General features: G+C 73.2%; 17 protein-coding genes. 10 read left to right on the forward strand and 7 right to left on the reverse strand.

The genetic code is table 11. The features are described 5' to 3' along the window. The first annotated feature begins 19 nt into the window (after positions 1 to 19). Genes ABD352_RS22125 through ABD352_RS22135 form a run of 3 tightly spaced genes read left to right on the forward strand, consistent with a single transcriptional unit; the run spans position 20 to position 1,885 of the window. Entirely contained in the window at positions 20 to 478 is a 459-nt protein-coding gene (locus ABD352_RS22125) for a MarR family winged helix-turn-helix transcriptional regulator (protein ID WP_344614348.1), read from the forward strand. Beyond that, positions 456 to 875: an organic hydroperoxide resistance protein gene (locus ABD352_RS22130; RefSeq protein ID WP_344614349.1), complete on the forward strand. Its 420-nt coding sequence runs from the start codon at positions 456 to 458 to the stop codon at positions 873 to 875. Before ABD352_RS22125 ends, ABD352_RS22130 begins: the two co-directional genes overlap by 23 nt. Further along, entirely contained in the window at positions 872 to 1,885 is a 1,014-nt protein-coding gene (locus tag ABD352_RS22135; RefSeq protein WP_344614350.1) for an NADP-dependent oxidoreductase, read from the forward strand. The genes ABD352_RS22130 and ABD352_RS22135 overlap by 4 nt, the downstream gene beginning before the upstream one ends. On the opposite strand, the gene ABD352_RS22140 is transcribed toward ABD352_RS22135, so the two are convergent. Beyond that, positions 1,869 to 3,344 carry a hypothetical protein gene (locus tag ABD352_RS22140; RefSeq protein ID WP_344614351.1) on the reverse strand — a complete coding sequence of 492 codons (1,476 nt, stop codon included), beginning with the start codon at positions 3,342 to 3,344 and terminating at the stop codon, positions 1,869 to 1,871. The two genes, ABD352_RS22135 and ABD352_RS22140, sit on opposite strands and share 17 nt — an antisense overlap. A gap of 82 nt (positions 3,345 to 3,426) precedes the next feature. Between ABD352_RS22140 and ABD352_RS22145 the strand changes: the two genes are divergently transcribed. The 4 genes from ABD352_RS22145 to ABD352_RS22160 all read left to right on the forward strand — a co-directional run bounded on the left by ABD352_RS22145 (position 3,427) and on the right by ABD352_RS22160 (position 7,532). Further along, complete coding sequence (locus tag ABD352_RS22145; protein ID WP_344614352.1) at positions 3,427 to 3,993, forward strand: hypothetical protein; 567 nt, start codon at positions 3,427 to 3,429, stop codon at positions 3,991 to 3,993. A gap of 118 nt (positions 3,994 to 4,111) precedes the next feature. After that, complete coding sequence (locus tag ABD352_RS22150; RefSeq protein WP_344614353.1) at positions 4,112 to 5,485, forward strand: cytochrome ubiquinol oxidase subunit I; 1,374 nt, start codon at positions 4,112 to 4,114, stop codon at positions 5,483 to 5,485. Further along, positions 5,485 to 6,516 carry a cytochrome d ubiquinol oxidase subunit II gene (locus tag ABD352_RS22155; protein WP_344614354.1) on the forward strand — a complete coding sequence of 344 codons (1,032 nt, stop codon included), beginning with the start codon at positions 5,485 to 5,487 and terminating at the stop codon, positions 6,514 to 6,516. Before ABD352_RS22150 ends, ABD352_RS22155 begins: the two co-directional genes overlap by 1 nt. Positions 6,517 to 6,560: 44 nt before the next feature. Beyond that, on the forward strand, positions 6,561 to 7,532 hold the full coding sequence (locus ABD352_RS22160) for a hypothetical protein (RefSeq protein ID WP_344614355.1): 972 nt from the start codon (positions 6,561 to 6,563) through the stop codon (positions 7,530 to 7,532). Between the two features lie 37 nt (positions 7,533 to 7,569). Here the strand turns inward: ABD352_RS22160 and hrpA are convergent, their stop codons facing one another. Further along, positions 7,570 to 11,439, reverse strand: a complete 3,870-nt coding sequence (gene hrpA, locus ABD352_RS22165) for an ATP-dependent RNA helicase HrpA (RefSeq protein ID WP_344614356.1) — start codon at positions 11,437 to 11,439, stop codon at positions 7,570 to 7,572. A 107-nt stretch (positions 11,440 to 11,546) separates the two neighbouring features. On the opposite strand from hrpA, the gene ABD352_RS22170 reads away from it, so the two are divergent. Then, a complete protein-coding gene (locus tag ABD352_RS22170) occupies positions 11,547 to 12,215 on the forward strand; it encodes a pentapeptide repeat-containing protein (protein ID WP_344614357.1) in 669 nt (222 codons plus the stop codon). Positions 12,216 to 12,228: 13 nt separating this feature from the next. On the opposite strand, the gene ABD352_RS22175 is transcribed toward ABD352_RS22170, so the two are convergent. After that, positions 12,229 to 12,648, reverse strand: coding sequence for a RidA family protein (locus ABD352_RS22175; RefSeq protein ID WP_344614358.1), 420 nt, complete (start codon positions 12,646 to 12,648; stop codon positions 12,229 to 12,231). A 71-nt stretch (positions 12,649 to 12,719) separates the two neighbouring features. Between ABD352_RS22175 and mug the strand changes: the two genes are divergently transcribed. Beyond that, complete coding sequence (gene mug, locus ABD352_RS22180) at positions 12,720 to 13,301, forward strand: G/U mismatch-specific DNA glycosylase (RefSeq protein WP_344614359.1); 582 nt, start codon at positions 12,720 to 12,722, stop codon at positions 13,299 to 13,301. On the opposite strand, the gene ABD352_RS22185 is transcribed toward mug, so the two are convergent. The 4 genes from ABD352_RS22185 to ABD352_RS22200 all read right to left on the reverse strand — a co-directional run bounded on the left by ABD352_RS22185 (position 13,302) and on the right by ABD352_RS22200 (position 14,823). After that, positions 13,302 to 13,688, reverse strand: coding sequence for a RidA family protein (locus ABD352_RS22185; protein ID WP_344614360.1), 387 nt, complete (start codon positions 13,686 to 13,688; stop codon positions 13,302 to 13,304). It abuts the gene before it with no gap. Between the two features lie 69 nt (positions 13,689 to 13,757). Beyond that, positions 13,758 to 14,090, reverse strand: coding sequence for a hypothetical protein (locus ABD352_RS22190; protein ID WP_344614361.1), 333 nt, complete (start codon positions 14,088 to 14,090; stop codon positions 13,758 to 13,760). 55 nt (positions 14,091 to 14,145) lie between these two features. Continuing rightward, positions 14,146 to 14,520, reverse strand: a complete 375-nt coding sequence (locus tag ABD352_RS22195; protein WP_344614362.1) for a hypothetical protein — start codon at positions 14,518 to 14,520, stop codon at positions 14,146 to 14,148. 93 nt (positions 14,521 to 14,613) lie between these two features. After that, on the reverse strand, positions 14,614 to 14,823 hold the full coding sequence (locus ABD352_RS22200; protein WP_344614363.1) for a hypothetical protein: 210 nt from the start codon (positions 14,821 to 14,823) through the stop codon (positions 14,614 to 14,616). A gap of 183 nt (positions 14,824 to 15,006) precedes the next feature. On the opposite strand from ABD352_RS22200, the gene ABD352_RS22205 reads away from it, so the two are divergent. Further along, entirely contained in the window at positions 15,007 to 15,423 is a 417-nt protein-coding gene (locus ABD352_RS22205) for a hypothetical protein (protein WP_344614364.1), read from the forward strand. Positions 15,424 to 15,445 lie beyond the last annotated feature (22 nt).

Genomic DNA, 15,445 nt, shown 5'->3' on the forward strand with positions numbered 1-15,445 from the left:
CGCGCGCTACGGTGGGCGGGTGGACGTTCTTCCGCTCGACCGGCAGGTCTGCTTCGCGCTCTACACCGCCACCCGGGCGGTCACCGCGCGGTACCGGCCGCTGCTCGACGCACTCGGCCTCACCTACCCGCAGTACCTCGTGCTACTCGCGCTCTGGGAGCGCGACGAGCGGACCGTCAAGGACCTCGGCGCGGCGCTGCGGCTGGACTCCAGCACGCTCTCGCCGCTGCTGAAGCGCCTCGAGGCGGCCGGCCTCGTGGCGCGGGAGCGGCGGGCCGACGACGAGCGCTCCGTGGCGATCCGGCTCACGGCACGGGGCGAGGCGCTGCGCGAGCGGGCGGCCGAGGTCCCGGCCCGCCTGGTCTGCGACGGCGGGCTCGACCCCGTCGGGCTGGCGGAGCTCCGCGACACCCTCGTGCGGCTCACCGCCGCACTCCAGCGACAGGGAGAAATCGATGCAGGTGCTCTACACGGCTGAGGTCTCCGCGACCGGCGACGGGCGCAACGGCCACGTCGCCAGCTCCGACGGGATCCTCGACTTCGACGTGGCGACGCCCAAGGAAATGGGTGGCGTGGGCGGCGCCACCAACCCGGAGCAGCTCTTCGCGGCCGGCTTCGCCGCCTGCTACCACAGCGCCCTGCGCCTCGTGGCCCGCCGGGCCGGCGTCTCGGTCGAGGGCTCCCGGGTCGACGCCCGGGTCGGCATCGGGCCGAACGGCTCCGGCGGCTACGGCCTGGAGGTCTGGCTCACGGTCAGCCTGCCGGCGCTGGAGCCCGGCGCGGCGCAGCAGCTCGCCGACGCCGCGCATCAGGTGTGTCCCTACTCCAACGCCACCCGCGGCAACATCGACGTGCACATCGAGGTCGCGAAATGAGCGACGTGAACCGGGTCTGGTATCTCGCCGCCCGCCCGACCGGGTTCCCGTCGGCCGCGGACTTCGAGCTGCGCGAGGAGGCGGTACCGCAACCGGGCCCCGGCCAGGTCGTGGTCCGCAACGACGTCATGTCCGTCGACCCGGCGATGCGCGGCCGGATGAACGACGTGCCCTCCTACGTGGCCCCGTTCCAGCTCGGCGCCCCGCTGGACGGCGGCGCGGTCGGCACCGTGGTGGCGTCGCAGAGCGACGCGGTCAAGGTCGGCGACAGCGTGCTGCACGGCCTCGGCTGGCGGGAGTACGCGGTGCTCGACGCCGGGCACACCCGCGTGGTGGACACGGCGGCCGCCCCGTCGTCGGCCTATCTCGGCGTGCTCGGCATGCCGGGCCTCACCGCCTACGCCGGGCTGCTCGACGTGGCCCGGATGCGCCCGGAGGAGACGGTGTTCGTCTCCGGGGCGGCCGGCGCGGTCGGCTCCCTGGCCGGCCAGATCGCCCGGCTGCGCGGCGCGCGGCTGGTGATCGGCTCGGCCGGCTCGGCGGAGAAGGTCCGCTACCTCACCGAGGAGCTCGGCTTCGACGCCGCCTTCAACTACCGCGACGGCGACATCCGGGGCCAGCTCAAGCGCCTCGCCCCGGACGGCATCGACGTGTACTTCGACAACGTCGGCGGCGAGCAGCTGGAGGCGGCGCTGTTCCGGATGAACGTGCACGGGCGGGTCGCGGTGTGCGGGGCGATCTCGCAGTACAACACCCCGGACGCCAAGGGCATCCGCAACCTGAGCCTGCTCATCAGCAAGCGGCTGACCCTGCAGGGCTTCCTGGTGCTCGACCACTGGTCGCGGCGGGAGGCGTTCGCCGAGGAGATGGCCGCCTGGCTGCGCGCGGACCGGGTGAAGGTGGCGGAGACGTTCGTCGACGGCATCGACCACGCGGTGGACGCGTTCCTGGGCATGCTGCAGGGGGCCAACCTCGGCAAGATGGTGGTGCGGCTCACCGGCGTGGCGTAGCGATCGGCAGGTGGAGCTGGAAGGCCACCTCGCTGTAGCGGATCGTGGGGGGCGTCAGCGCCTGCAGTTGGCGCTCCAGCACGACCTGCAGCTCGCGGGGCGGCGCCTCGGGGCGGGCCATGATGCGCACCTCCACCGGGCGGCCGGGGCCCAGCCGGAACTCCACCATCAGCTCCTCGGTGTGGTGGCGCACGCCGGCGAAGAGCCGGTCGACCACCCGCCGGACCCGGTCCAGGAAGTCGGCCAGCTCCGCCGGGGTGGTCGCCTGGCGCAGCCGCTCCTCGCTGGTGAGCAGCACGATCCGGCCCGGGTCGCGCGGAGCGTCGGCGGACGGGCGGACCTGGCCCCGCAGGTCGCCGCCGGCCATGGTGGTGGCCGCCGGGACGCCGTTGAGCAGGTCCGGCGGCAGCGCGTTGACCGCGTCCGGGCCCGCCTGCTGGGCGGCGGCGGGCGGGTCGGTCGAGGCGACCCGGAAGGCGACCGCGCGCACGGCGCCGCCGGGCAGGCCGATCTCCACCGGCCGGCCGGCCTCCACCGCCTGCAGCAGCCGCGCGTGCATGGCCCCGGTGAGCAGGACCGCGAAGCCGTCCTCGACCTGGCGCGAGGTCGGCGCCTGGCCGTCGCCGGAGCCGGGCGCGCCGGGCGCGCCGCGGACGATGAGCAGGAAGTTGCAGGCGAGCCGGGTGGCCCGCTCGCCGCCGGGCGCCACGATCGCGGCGGGGCCGGACTGGCCGGGCGCCCACACGTAGGTCTTCGGGGTGCCGGCGAGGCCAGGGAGGTACGCGCACACCTCGGGCGCCTCCCGCATGGCATCCGCCAGCGAGGGCAGGTCCTCGGCCGCGCACGACAGCTCCAGCCGGTCGCCGTCGTGCACCACGCGCAGGAACGGCAGGTTGTAGGCGGGCGCCCGGGACAGCATGGTGGCCGCGCGGAACTCGGCGTCGTCGAGCACCGCGGCGCGGCCGGGCCGGAACCACCACGGGTGCGGGTAGTAGCGCTCCTGCGCGCCGAGCAGCGCGAGCACCCGGGCGTGGCCGAAGCGCTGCACCACCGCCGTCTCGCCGCCCAGCAGCGGCAGGGCGATGAGCGGCGGGCGGGGGAGGTCCACTGTGGATGGCAGGGCGGCCGGCGGGTCGGCGTAGACGAAGCCGGTGACCCGCTCGTCGAGGTCGACGCCGGGGCGGCCGAAGACGCTCACGTCGCCGGCGTCGACCAGGCGGCCCTCGGCGGCGAAGCGGTGCACGGTGCGGGCCATGGTGAGCGGGTAGCCGGGCGCGGGCGCGCCGGTGCGGGCCACGGCGAAGACCATCTCGCGCTGGCCGTGCCGCTCGAGGCCGTCGGTGGTGTACAGCAGCGCGGGCAGCATCCCGCCGGCCGTGCGGATGCCACCCTCGTCGATGGCGACCGACAGCTCGCCGGGGATGAGGATCTCCCGGCCGACGGGTAACGCGGAGCCCACGGGGCCGATCATGCCATCCGTTTGCAACTTCCCGGCTGGCGCAAACCTGGCGCCGGGCGGCGCGGGCAGCGACGATGGGAAGATGCGCGTTGGTGTGATGCGTATGACGTCGGAGCCGCCGCCCGATTACGTCGCCTTCGTCACCCGCCACCTCGAGCCGCTGCGCCAGGACGCGACGCGGGTGGTCGGCGGCGAGGACGACGCCGACCATCTCTACGTCGACGTCCTCACCGACGTCGCCACCCGCTGGCCCTGGCTGGAGCTGCGGCGGACGCGGCTCGGCCAGGCGAGCGCGGCCGAGGACTTCCTCGGCCGGGTGTTCCGGCGGCGCTCGGAGCGCTTCTGGCTCGAGGAGCGGCCGCACGACGACAGCGCCGACGACAGCCTGCAGATCACCGTGACGCCGGAGCGCGAGCAGGAGCCACCGGCCCGGCGGATCTACGTCAGCACCGCGGTGCGCCTGGCGCCGATGGTGGTGCCGCGCCGGCCCCGGTCCCGGTTCGTGGCCGGCCCGATGGCGGAGGCCGCGATCGCGTGGTGGCACGCCTACGAGAACATCCGCCGGCGACGGCTCGTCTTCGCCGGCCTCGTGGCCCTCGCGCTGCTGTTCGCGCTGGCCCAGTTCGCCTCGCCCGCGCCCGAGATGTAGGCACGCCACGTGTAGCCATGCTACTCGTGGAATGCCGGAAAAGTTCCCGAACGTGTTCAACACCGCTTTCGCACCGGGCGGCGGCCGTGCCGGGGTCCGCCGGGGTTAGAAACGGTGTGTGGAAACGACACTGTCGTACCTAGCGGAGGCGGCCACGCCCGGCGATTTCGCCGCCGCCCGCACCCAGATGGCGCTGTCGCTCGGCTGGCACATCATCATCGCCAGCTTCGGCGTCGCCATGCCGGCCATCACCCTCTACATGGAGTGGCGCGGGCATCGCACCGGCGACGTCGCGTACCGGCTGCTGGCCCGCCGCTGGGCCCGCGCCATGGGCGTCCTCTTCGCCGTCGGCGCGGTCTCCGGCACCATCCTCAGCTTCGAGATGGGCCTGCTGTGGCCCGGCCTCATGGGCACCTACGGCCAGGTGATCGGCCTGCCGTTCACCCTCGAGGGGTTCGCCTTCTTCATCGAGGCGATCTTCCTCGGCATCTACCTCTACGGCTGGGACCGCCTGCCGGCCCGGGTTCACCTGTGGTCGGCCGTGCCGATCCTGCTCGCCGGGCTCGTCGGCACCTTCTGCGTGGTCAGCGCCAACGCCTGGATGAACCAGCCGAAGGGCTTCGACCTCGTCGACGGCAAGATCACCGGGGTCGACCCGCTCGGCGCCATGTTCAACCCGGCCACCGGCCCCGAGTCGGTGCACATGCTGGTCGCCGCGTTCATGGTCACCGGCTTCTGCATGGCCTCGGTCTACGCCGTCGGCATGCTGCGCGGGCGCACCGACCGCTACCACCGCATCGGGTTCCTCGTGCCGTTCACCGTCGCCGCGATCATGACCCCGGTGCAGGCCGGCGTCGGCGACTGGGCCGCCCACCACGTCGCCGACCACCAGCCCGTCAAGCTGGCCGCGATGGAGGGGCTGTACCCGACCGAGCGCGGGGCGCCGCTGCACATCGGCGGGGTCGCGATCGACGGCGAGCTGCGCTACGCCATCGAGATCCCCAACGGCCTGTCGCTGCTGGCCCACTGGGACCCGAACGCCGAGATCCAGGGCCTGGACGCGGTGCCGGAGGACCAGCGGCCGCCGGTCAACGTCGCGCACTGGTCGTTCCAGATCATGGTCGTGTCCGGCCTCGCGATGCTCGGCGTGGCCGCCGCGTTCGGCGCGCTGTGGTGGCGGCGGCGCGAGTGGCTGACGAACAAGTGGTTCCTTCGCGCCGCCGCGCTGTGCGGCCCGGCCGCCGTGCTCGCCCTGGAGGCCGGCTGGACCACCACCGAGACCGGCCGCCAGCCGTGGGTCGTCTACGGCATCCTGCGCACCCACGACGCGGTGAACACCGCGCCCGGGCTGCGGACCGGCCTGGTCGTGCTCACCGTCGTCTACGCCCTGCTCACCGTGGCCACCGTCTTCGTCCTGCGCCGGCTGGCCCGCGACAAGCCGGTGCCGGTCGCGCCGCAGGAGACCGACGTCGAGACCTTCCCGGTGCCGTGATGAGCGCCGCCGACGTACTGCTTGGCGTGCTCTTCGCCACCGTCACCGCCTACGCCCTCTTCGGCGGCGCCGACTTCGGCGCCGGGTTCTGGGACCTCTTCGCCGGCGGCGCCCGCACCGGCCTGCGCCGCCGCAAGCTCATCGAGCACGCGATCGGCCCGGTGTGGGAGGCCAACCACGTCTGGCTCATCTTCGCCGTCGTGCTGCTGTGGACCGGCTTCCCGGCCGTGTTCGCCGGGGTCGCGGCCACCATGTACATCCCGCTCACCCTCGCGGCGCTGGGCATCATCGGCCGCGGCGCCGGGTTCGCCTTCCGCAAGACCAGCGACACGCTGGCCCGGCAGCGGATCTTCGGCGCCCTGTTCGCGTTCTCCTCGCTGGTCACCCCGTTCTGCTTCGGCGCGGTGGCCGGCGGCATCGCCTCCGGGCGGGTGCCACCGTGGACGGCGGGCCGCGGGGACCTGCTCACGTCGTGGTGGAACCCGACCTCGGTAGCGACCGGTGCGCTGGCCGTGGCGGTGTGCGCCTACCTGGCCGCGGTGTTCCTGACGTTCGACGCGAAACGGGAAGACCCGGCACTCGTACCGCAGATGCGCCGCCTGGCCCTGTGGGCCGGGGCCGGCACGGGGGCGCTGGCCGTGGTGGGGCTGTTCGTGGTGCGAATGGACGCCGGGTGGCTCGCCGACCGGCTCTGGCAGCCGGTGCCGGCCGCGCTCATCGCCGTCTCCGCCCTGGCCGGGCTCGCCTCGATCGGGCTGCTGGCCGCCGGGCAGTACGTGGCCGTGCGGGTCACCGGCGGGCTCGCGGCCGCCGCGGTGCTGTGGGGGTGGGCCGCCGCGCAGTACCCCTATCTGCTCCCGCCGGTCACGACGGTCGACGCGACGGCGGCCACCCCGGCCGTGATGCGCGCCACCCTGTGGGCCGTTCTGGCCGGTGTCGCGATTCTGGCACCGTCGCTGTGGTGGCTTTTCCGCCTGTTTCAGGCGCCGGTGCGTGATTCGTCCGGCCCGGCCGCAGGCGGCGATCGTTGACGAATGCTGCTAGTGTCCGCCGCAGCATGGGAGACGTCCGGAGCATGAGGCGCTTGAGCGCGGCGGTGGCAACCGCCGCGGCCGTCGGCGTCGGCGCGGTCGCCGGGGCCGCGCTCCTCGCCTCGCCCGCGTGGGCCGCCGAGGGGCTGAAGGTCACGATCGGCAGCCCGGTCCTGCAGGGCAAGGTCGGCGACAAGGTCAACCTCGAGTTCGGGGTGACCAACGTGTCCGACAAGGTCACGGTGCAGGCCATCATGATCACCGTCCAGGCCCCGGGCAACGCGGTCATCGAGCAGGCCCCCGACTCCTGCGAGCTGCGCGGCGGCGGTCGCACCGTGGTGTGCACCGAGAAGGGGGACCTCGGGCCGCACAAGACGGCCAAGGGTCAGGTGACGATCACCATCAAGTCGGCCGGAAACGGGGGCGGCCGGGTGAGCGCCCGCGACGCCACCCACCAGGACAACGCCGACTTCCAGATCCGCGCCACCGGGCCGACCCCGAGCGCCAGTGGCAAGAAGCCGACGCCGACCAAGTCCGCCGACGTCAGCCAGGAGCCCTCGCTGACCGACGAGACCCTCGCGCCGCCGCAGGCCGGCAACGGGGTGGTCGTGCAGAGCGACGAGCCGGTGCCGAGCAAGAGCAGCGGCAACTCCGGCGGGCTCTCGGCCGGCTTCTGGATCGGCATCGGCGCGGTGGTGGCCGCGCTCGGGCTGGTCGGCAGCCTCTTCTACTTCCGGCGCCGCGACAAGCTCGAGCCCGACACCGGCATGCACCCCGTGGTGCCCGCCCCGGACGGCTTCCCCGGCTACCGGCCGCCGCCCCCGGCGCCCACCACCTACGGGACCCCGGCCACCTACGGGGCGCCCCCCGCCGGCGGGCCGACCCAGGTGGTCGACCCCGGCTTCGGGACAGCGCCGGGCGGGCCGACGCAGATCATCAACCCCAACGCGGGTGGCATGCCGCCCGCCGGCGGCGGCGACCAGACCGTGATGTTCCGGCGGCCCGAGGACTTCTGACGGACCCGGTCGCGCGCCCGGCGGCGCGCGACCGGGATCAGGCGGGCAGCGCGTCCATCGCCCGGTAGATGCGCACGTCCGACACGGGGTAGGCGGTGCCGAGGGCCTGCGCGAAGAGGCCCACCCGCAGCTCCTCGATCATCCAGCGGATCTCGCGCAGCTGCGGGGACATCGTCATGGTCGAGAGCAGGTGGTCGTACTCCCGCTGCACCTCCTGCACCGTGAGCATCCGCTCCCGGTCGCGGCCCGTGTCGGTCGGCACCTTCTCCAGGCGCCGCTCGATGCCGCGCAGGTAGCGCTCCAGGTCGGGCAGGCGCTGCCATCCGGTGTCGGTGACGAAGCCGCGGTACACCAGGCGGCTCAGCTGTCCCCGCATGTCCGTCAGCGCCGGCAGCAGCAGCGGGTTCTTGGTCCGGGCCAGGCGCTGCTCGACGTCGTAGGCGGCGGCCAGGATCTTGCGCACGCTCGCCACCACGTCCAGCGTCAGGTCGACCACGTCGGCCCGGACCTTGTCGCGCAGCGCGGCGAAGCCGGCCTCGTCCCAGGCCGGCCCGCCGGCGTCGGTCATGAGCTGGTCGACCGCGCAGGCCGCGCAGTCGTCGAGCAGGTCCACGGCGTTGCGGTGCGGGTTGCGGCTCAGCGCCAGCTTGTCGGCGTTGGACAGCCGGCCCTGCACGAACCGGGCCGCCGGCGGCAGCGTGAGCAGCAGCAGGCGGCGGGTGCCGGCCCACATCTCCAGCTGCTGGCGGGCCGGCAGGTCGAAGGCCTGCACCGCCACCGAGGCCCCCTCGTCGACCAGTGCCGGGTAGACGGTCAGCGTGTGCCCGGCGACGGTCCGCGACAGCGTGCGCGGCAGGGTGCCGAACTCCCAGCGGGTCGCCCCCTTGCGGGTCACGTCCACGGCCGCCTCGGCGACCGTCGCGCGGACCTTCGGGGCCAGCTTCTCGCGCAGCTGCGGCAGGCTCTTGCCCTCGCCGAGCACCGCCCCGGCGTCGTCGACGATCCGGAACGTCATCTTCAGGTGCTCCGGGACCCGCGACCAGTCCCACTCCTCGCGGGGCACCGACACGCCCGTCATCCGGCGCAGCTGCAGCTCCAGCGCGTCGAGCAGGTCGCCGTCGCGCGGGGCCATCTCGGCCAGGGCGTCGCGGGCGGTGTCCGGGGCCGGCACGAAGTTGCGCCGGGTCGCCTTGGGCAGCGACTTGATCAGCGCGGTGACGAGGTCCTCGCGCAGGCCGGGCACCTGCCACGCGAAGTCGGCCTCGCGGACCTGGCCCAGCAGCGGCAGGCCGATGTGCACGGTCACGCCGTCGGCGTCGGTCCCGGGCTCGAACTGGTACGTCAGCGCGAACCGCCGGCCGTCCTGCTCCCAGGCGTCGGGGTACTGCTCCTGCCGTACCGCGTCGGCCGAGGCGTTGACGAGCATCGCCGGGTCGAAGGTGAGCAGGTCGGGCTGCTCCCGGCGGGTCTTCTTCCACCAGCTGTCGAAGTGCCGGCCGGACACCACCTCGTCGGGCAGCCGGCCGTCGTAGAAGGCGAACAGCGTCTCGTCGTCGACGAGCAGGTCGCGCCGGCGGGCCCGGGCCTCCAGCTCCTCGACCTCGTCGAGCAGGCGGCGGTTCTCGGCGAAGAACGCGTGCGGCGTCTCCCAGTCGCCCTCCACCAGCGCGTGGCGGATGAACAGCTCGCGGGAGAGCACCGGGTCGATCCGGCCGTAGCTGACCTTGCGGTTGGTGACGATCGGGACGCCGTACAGCGTCACCTTCTCCGACGCCATGACCGAGGCCTGCTTGCGCTCCCAGTGCGGCTCGCTGTACTGCCGCTTCACCAGGTGCTGCGCGAGGGGCTCGATCCACTCGGGCTCGATCTTCGCCGCCATCCGGGCCCACAGCCGGGACGTCTCGACCAGCTCGGCCGCCATCACCCAGCGCGGCGTCCTGCGGAACAGCGCCGAGCCCGGGAAGACGGCGAAGCGGGCGCCGCGCGCGCCGACGTACTCGTGCTTCTCCACGTCCTTGAGGCCGATGTGCGACAGCAGGCCGGCCAGCAGGGAGACGTGGATCGGGTAGGGCGCGGCCGGCTCCTCGTTCGGCGTCACGTCCATCGTCTTGAGCACCTGGCGCAGCTGGCTGTAGATGTCCTGCCACTCGCGCACGCGCAGGTAGTTGAGGTACTCGGCCCGGCACAGCTTGCGGAACTGGTTGCTGGACAGCTCCTGCTGCTTCTCCTGCAGGTAGTTCCACAGGTTGAGCAGGCCGGTGAAGTCGGAGTCCTTGTCGGCGAAGCGGGCGTGCAGCTGCTGCGCCTGGGCCTGCTTGTCGGCCGGCCGCTCCCGCGGGTCCTGGATGGACAGCGCCGCGGTGATCACCATCACCTCGCGCACGCAGCCGTTGCGCTCGGCCTCGAGCACCATCCGGGCCAGCCGCGGGTCGACCGGCAGCTGGGCCAGGCGGCGGCCGAGGTCGGTCAGGCGCGGCCCGGTCTCCAGGGCGCCGAGCTCCTCGAGCAGCTGCACGCCGGCCGTCACGTTGCGCCGGTCCGGCGGGTCGATGAACGGGAACGCCCCCAGGTCGCCGAGGCCGAGCGAGATCATCTGCAGGATCACGGACGCGAGGTTCGTGCGCAGGATCTCCGGGTCGGTGAACTCCGGCCGGGCGTTGAAGTCGTCCTCGCTGTACAGCCGGATGCACACGCCGTCGGAGGTGCGCCCGCAGCGGCCCTTGCGCTGGTTGGCCGACGCCTGCGAGACGGGCTCGATCGGGAGGCGCTGGACCTTCAGGCGGTGGCTGTACCGCGAGATCCGGGCCGTGCCGGGGTCCACCACGTACTTGATGCCGGGCACGGTCAGCGAGGTCTCGGCGACGTTGGTGGCGAGCACCACCCGGCGCCCGGAGTGCGGCTGGAACACGCGGTGCTGCTCGGCGAAGGACAGCCGGGCGAACAGCGGCAGGATTTCGGTGTTCCTGAGGTCGAGGCGGGTCAGCGCGTCGGCCGCGTCGCGGATCTCCCGCTCGCCGGAGAGGAACACCAGCACGTCGCCCGGCCCTTCGGCCTGCAGCTCGATGACCGCGCTGCAGATGGCGTCGAACTGGTCCACTTCATCGGCGCCCTCGTCCGCCGCCTCGATGGGCCGGTAGCGCACCTCCACCGGGTAGGTGCGCCCGGACACCTCCACGATCGGCGCGTCCCCGAAGTGCCGGGAGAACCGCTCGGGGTCGATGGTGGCCGACGTGATGATGATCTTGAGGTCGGGGCGGCGGGGGAGGAGCTGTTTGAGGTACCCCAGGATGAAGTCGATGTTGAGGCTGCGCTCGTGCGCCTCGTCGATGATCAGGGTGTCGTAGCGTCGCAGGAGCCGGTCCTGCTGGATCTCGGCCAGCAGGATGCCGTCCGTCATCACCTTGACCATCGTGGAGTCGCTGGACTGGTCGGTGAAGCGGACCTTGAACCCGACCGTCCCGCCCAGCTCGCCGCCGAGCTCCTCGGCGACCCGCTCGGCGACCGTGCGGGCCGCGATGCGCCGCGGCTGCGTGTGCCCGATCTGGCCGGTCACGCCCCGGCCGAGCTCCAGGCAGATCTTGGGCAGCTGGGTCGTCTTGCCCGACCCGGTCTCGCCCGCGACGATCACCACCTGGTGGTCGCGGATCTTCTCGAGGATCTCGTCCTTGCGCTGGCTGACCGGCAGCTGCTCGGGATACGTGACCTTGGGCATGGCGGCGCGGCGGGCGGCCACCCGCTGCTCGGCCCGCTCCACGTCCGCCTTGATCGCCTCGGCGATCGCCTGGACGTTGCGGGACCGCTTCGCCCCGTCGATCCGCCGGCGCAGCCGGTGCTGATCCTGGGGCATCAGCCCGGCGAGGCGGGCACGCAGCTCACCCAGGCTGGTCGGCGGGGACACCTCAGACATAACGCTCGCAAGGATAGGCACGCGTCGCCGCGATTGCCCGATGATTTTCCCAGTGGGGTGGTGGGCGGTTGATCGGACCGCCACTCCTGCCACTAACGTCACACCCCATGGCCACGGCTCCTCCCGTCGCGACCGCCCCCGCGCGACCCCGGCCGCCCCGCAGCCTGCAGTTCGCCGACCCCGGCGAGGACGACCTGCGCGACGACGGCGTGTACCGGGCGCTGGGCTTCTACGACCTCGCCCTCACCGGGCGCACCGCCAAGGCCGCCGAGTTCGCCCAGTGCCGCTTCAAGCGGGCCGACCTGACCGGCACCGCCCTGGCCGGCGCGATCCTCACCGACTGCCTGATCGAGCACTCGACCCTGGCCGGCGTGCGCGCCGACCGGTCCGTGCTGCACCGCGTCACCATCCGCGACTCCCGGCTGGACGGCCTGCTGTGGCTGGACGGCACCCTGCACGACGTCACTGTGCGAGACTGCGACGCGACGGGAAGTGTCTTCCGGGCCGCGCGGCTGCAGAACGTGGCCTTCACGCGCACGTCCCTGGCCGGCGCCGACTTCACCGACGCCGACCTGGCGGGGGTCACCTTCACCGGCTGCGACCTGACCGGCGCCCGCTTCGACGGCGCCTCGGCCACCGGGTCGCGGTTCTCGGAGTGCTCGCTGGACGGCATCGCCGGCGTCACCGGCCTGTCGGGGGCGACCGTCGTCTCCGCGGACCCGGCCGCCCTGGCGGAGGTCCTGGCGGCGGCGCTGGGGATCGTCCTGGAGGACTGAGGCCGCTACGGGCTCAGCGGGGCCAGCCGAGGCCCGGGGCCACCCGGCTGCCCGAGCGGCGGGCCGTGACCTCGATCTCGATCTTCATCCTCGGGTCGGACAGGCCGCACACCTGCATCGTCGCCGCCGGGCGGACGTCCTCGAGCCACCGGCGCAGCACCGGCCAGCAGGACTCGAAGTCGTCGCCGTCGGGCAGCAGGTAGCGCACCCGGACCACGTCCGCGACCGAGGCGCCCGCCTCCCGCAGCGCCGCGTCGATGTTGCGCCAGCACTGCTCCGCCTGCTCGACCACGTCGTCGGAGATCGTCATCGCGGCGTAGTCGAACCCCGTCGTGCCCGACACGTGCACCCAGTCGCCGTCGACCACCGCGCGGGAGTACCCGATCTCCCGCTCGAACGTCGACCCACTCGAAATCAGCCGCCGGTCGCCCATGGCTCAGACGCTAGACGGCGGCCCCCCGAGCCGGCGCGGCAGGTCCGGCCCGCGCTGGCATGCTTGTCCGCATGGCGTCGACAGTGAACCGGCCCGGGGCGCCGCGCGTGCGACCGACCCGGGAGGACCTCCTCGCCGCCGCCGGCCGCCTGCTGCCCGACGTCGTCGCGCCCGGCCTGGACGTGCTGCTGTGCGGCATCAACCCGGGCCTGTGGTCCGCGGCGACGGGTCACCACTTCGCCCGCCCCGGCAACCGCTTCTGGCCCGCCCTGCACCTGAGCGGCTTCACCCCGCGCGAGCTGCGCCCGGACGAGCAGGAGCTGCTGCCGGGGTACGGCCTGGGCATCACCAACCTCGCCGCTCGAGCGACGGCGCGGGCCGACGAGCTCACCCGCGACGAGCTGGCCGAGGGTGGCGCGATCCTGCATGCCAAGGTGGCCGGCCTCGCCCCGCGGTGGCTGGCCGTGCTGGGGGTGACGGCCTTCCGTACCGCCTTCGGCACCCAGCACGCCAAGGTCGGCCCGCAGGAGGACGCCTCGCTGGGCGCCACGCGGCTGTGGATCCTGCCCAACCCGTCCGGCCTGAACGCGCACTACACCCTCGACGCCCTGGCGGGGGAGTTCGCGAAGCTGCGGGCGGCGGCGCTGCGGTGATCAGCCTGCGGCGATGACTTCGATCTCGACCAGCCAGTCGCTGACGAGGGTCTGGGCGACGATCGCGGTGGTCGGCACGGCCCGGCCGCCGAGGGCTGCCCCGCGCGCCGCCGCGTTCGCCTCGGCGTAGGACGGGTCGCGGAGGTAGCTCGTCAGCCGCACGATGTTGTTCACCGTCATGCCCGCCGAGGCCAGGATGGCCCGGATGTTCGACCAGATCAGGTCGAGCTGTTCGGTGAGGGTGGCGCCGGGTCTGCCCTGCGCGTCGAGCCCCATCGTCCCGGCCACGAAGAGCAGCCGCTCGGCGCCGCGCACCTCGACGGCGTGCACGTAGTCGTCGGTGGCCGGATACACACCGTCGGCGGGGTTGTGGGCGATGACCTCCATCGGAGGATCGTAGGCCGCGCGGGCTGGGCGCGGAGTCCGGCCGGCTGCGCGGGGCGGCGCTCGCCCGGGTCAGTCGGGCAGCTCGGCGGGCGGGTCGAACCGGGACGCGCGCTCCTGCAGCAGCCGGCCGAACACGCCGCTGGGGCGGCCGCAGTCGGCGCAGACGAAGTTGTCGTCGAGCCGGGGGCCGCCGCAGTGGTCGCAGGTGCCGCGGTCGCGCGGGTCCTGGTACGCCCGCAGCGCCTCCGCCAGCGCCCGCACCACCGGCGCCCGCAGCGGCACCGTCTGGCCGCCGGCCTGCACCTCGGCCACGTGCGCGCCGGGCAGGGGGTCGAACACGTCGATGCGCCCGGCGAACTCCCGCAGCGCGGCGGCAACCTGCTCGGAGGGTGACAAGGCCATGCCCGGACCCTACAGCGCACCGGCGTCGATTCCTGCCGGCGGCCGGGCCCCGGGTTCAGCGGAAGCCGTTGCGGAAGCGGCGGAAGAAACCGCCCTCCTGGGGCAGGGGCGGGGCCGGCGGCGGGGCGGTCGCGCGCTGGCGGGCGACCGGGCGGTCGTAGTCGGTCCGCGCGATCGCGTCCACGACCTGGGCCTCGGTGAAGTGCTCGGAGCCCTCGATCATCGGGACGAAGCCGACCAGGATGCCGTCGCGCATGACCTGGGCCTCAAGGCCGGCGGTGCCGTCGGTGTCCCAGACCGCCATCCGGCCGTCGAAGAGTGCGACTCGCACGCCGAACTGCGACAGCCCGGCCTTGGCCATTTCCAGGTGCGCCGGCACGCCACGCTCACGCAGCGCGTCGACGACCCTGCGCGCCTCGAACTCGTCCATCCCGAAACGTTACCGCTCGCGGCTGTGAGCAGGCTGTACGCCGGGAAGGAGGGGCGTGGGTGGCGGCCGCACCCCTCCTTCCCGGTGCGGGGTCTACTTCGACGGTTGGGGGATCGTGCAGTTGATCTTGGGGTTGACCCCGACGTAGTTCAGCGGGCCCGCGATGATCGTGACGATGATCGTGCCCGCCTTGGCGCAATTGGCCTCGTCGCTGTTGAAGTAGCCGCGCTGGCCCGCCGCGATGACGCCGATGATGAGCCAGACGGCGATGATGACGCCGCCGATTCCGGACCCTCTGCCCACTTCTGCCTCCATTCTCGGATCGACAGATGGATACCCCCGGCCCGGCCCGCGGCAAACAAGGGCGCGTGACGCGCGTCGCTTCGGCTGTCGGCTTGGCAGCAAAGGGGGAGTGCGCGCGCCGCCCCGGGCCATACGGTTCTTCTCCGTACCACCTATGACTCAGCGAATTGGAGCTTCACCGATATGAGCGACGACTACACCTCCTTCAGCGCCGACCTCGACGGCGACGGGACCGACGACCCGGCCGCGATCTACACCCTCGACGACGGCAGCAACGTCCTGGTCGGCGACATGGACCACGACGGCCAGGTCGACATCGTCGCCCTCGACAGCGACGGCGACGGCGTGTACGAGCAGGCGTACGACCCGGCCACCGGCATCACCACCGACCTCACCGACGGCAGCACCAGCTACGAGCCGGACTACAGCAACGACGGTCCTTCCGACAGCGCCGACTACGACGGGTCGGGCGGCAACCTCGACGGCGACGTGTCGGCGAGCGAGTCCGCGCCCTCCGGTGGGTACTACGACGCCGCCGCGGTCTCCGACATGATGGAGATGCAGCACGAGGCGTCGATGGCCGTGATCAACAACATCTGACCGGTCAAACGTGCCGCCCGGC

Origin of the sequence: Dactylosporangium salmoneum (assembly GCF_039532525.1) — a bacterium.
Lineage (GTDB): Bacteria > Actinomycetota > Actinomycetes > Mycobacteriales > Micromonosporaceae > Dactylosporangium > Dactylosporangium salmoneum.

Excerpts from the sequence above, each read along its gene's own strand:
- ABD352_RS22205 (WP_344614364.1), top strand. The coding sequence starts at position 15,007 with ATGAGCGACGACTACACCTCCTTCAGCGCCGACCTCGACGGCGACGGG.
- ABD352_RS22185 (WP_344614360.1), bottom strand. The coding sequence starts at position 13,688 with ATGGAGGTCATCGCCCACAACCCCGCCGACGGTGTGTATCCGGCCACC.
- ABD352_RS22190 (WP_344614361.1), bottom strand. The coding sequence starts at position 14,090 with ATGGCCTTGTCACCCTCCGAGCAGGTTGCCGCCGCGCTGCGGGAGTTC.
- ABD352_RS22130 (WP_344614349.1), top strand. The coding sequence starts at position 456 with ATGCAGGTGCTCTACACGGCTGAGGTCTCCGCGACCGGCGACGGGCGC.
- ABD352_RS22160 (WP_344614355.1), top strand. The coding sequence starts at position 6,561 with ATGAGGCGCTTGAGCGCGGCGGTGGCAACCGCCGCGGCCGTCGGCGTC.
- ABD352_RS22175 (WP_344614358.1), bottom strand. The coding sequence starts at position 12,648 with ATGGGCGACCGGCGGCTGATTTCGAGTGGGTCGACGTTCGAGCGGGAG.
- ABD352_RS22135 (WP_344614350.1), top strand. The coding sequence starts at position 872 with ATGAGCGACGTGAACCGGGTCTGGTATCTCGCCGCCCGCCCGACCGGG.
- ABD352_RS22170 (WP_344614357.1), top strand. The coding sequence starts at position 11,547 with ATGGCCACGGCTCCTCCCGTCGCGACCGCCCCCGCGCGACCCCGGCCG.
- hrpA (WP_344614356.1), bottom strand. The coding sequence starts at position 11,439 with ATGTCTGAGGTGTCCCCGCCGACCAGCCTGGGTGAGCTGCGTGCCCGC.
- ABD352_RS22145 (WP_344614352.1), top strand. The coding sequence starts at position 3,427 with ATGCGCGTTGGTGTGATGCGTATGACGTCGGAGCCGCCGCCCGATTAC.
- ABD352_RS22155 (WP_344614354.1), top strand. The coding sequence starts at position 5,485 with ATGAGCGCCGCCGACGTACTGCTTGGCGTGCTCTTCGCCACCGTCACC.
- ABD352_RS22195 (WP_344614362.1), bottom strand. The coding sequence starts at position 14,520 with ATGGACGAGTTCGAGGCGCGCAGGGTCGTCGACGCGCTGCGTGAGCGT.
- mug (WP_344614359.1), top strand. The coding sequence starts at position 12,720 with ATGGCGTCGACAGTGAACCGGCCCGGGGCGCCGCGCGTGCGACCGACC.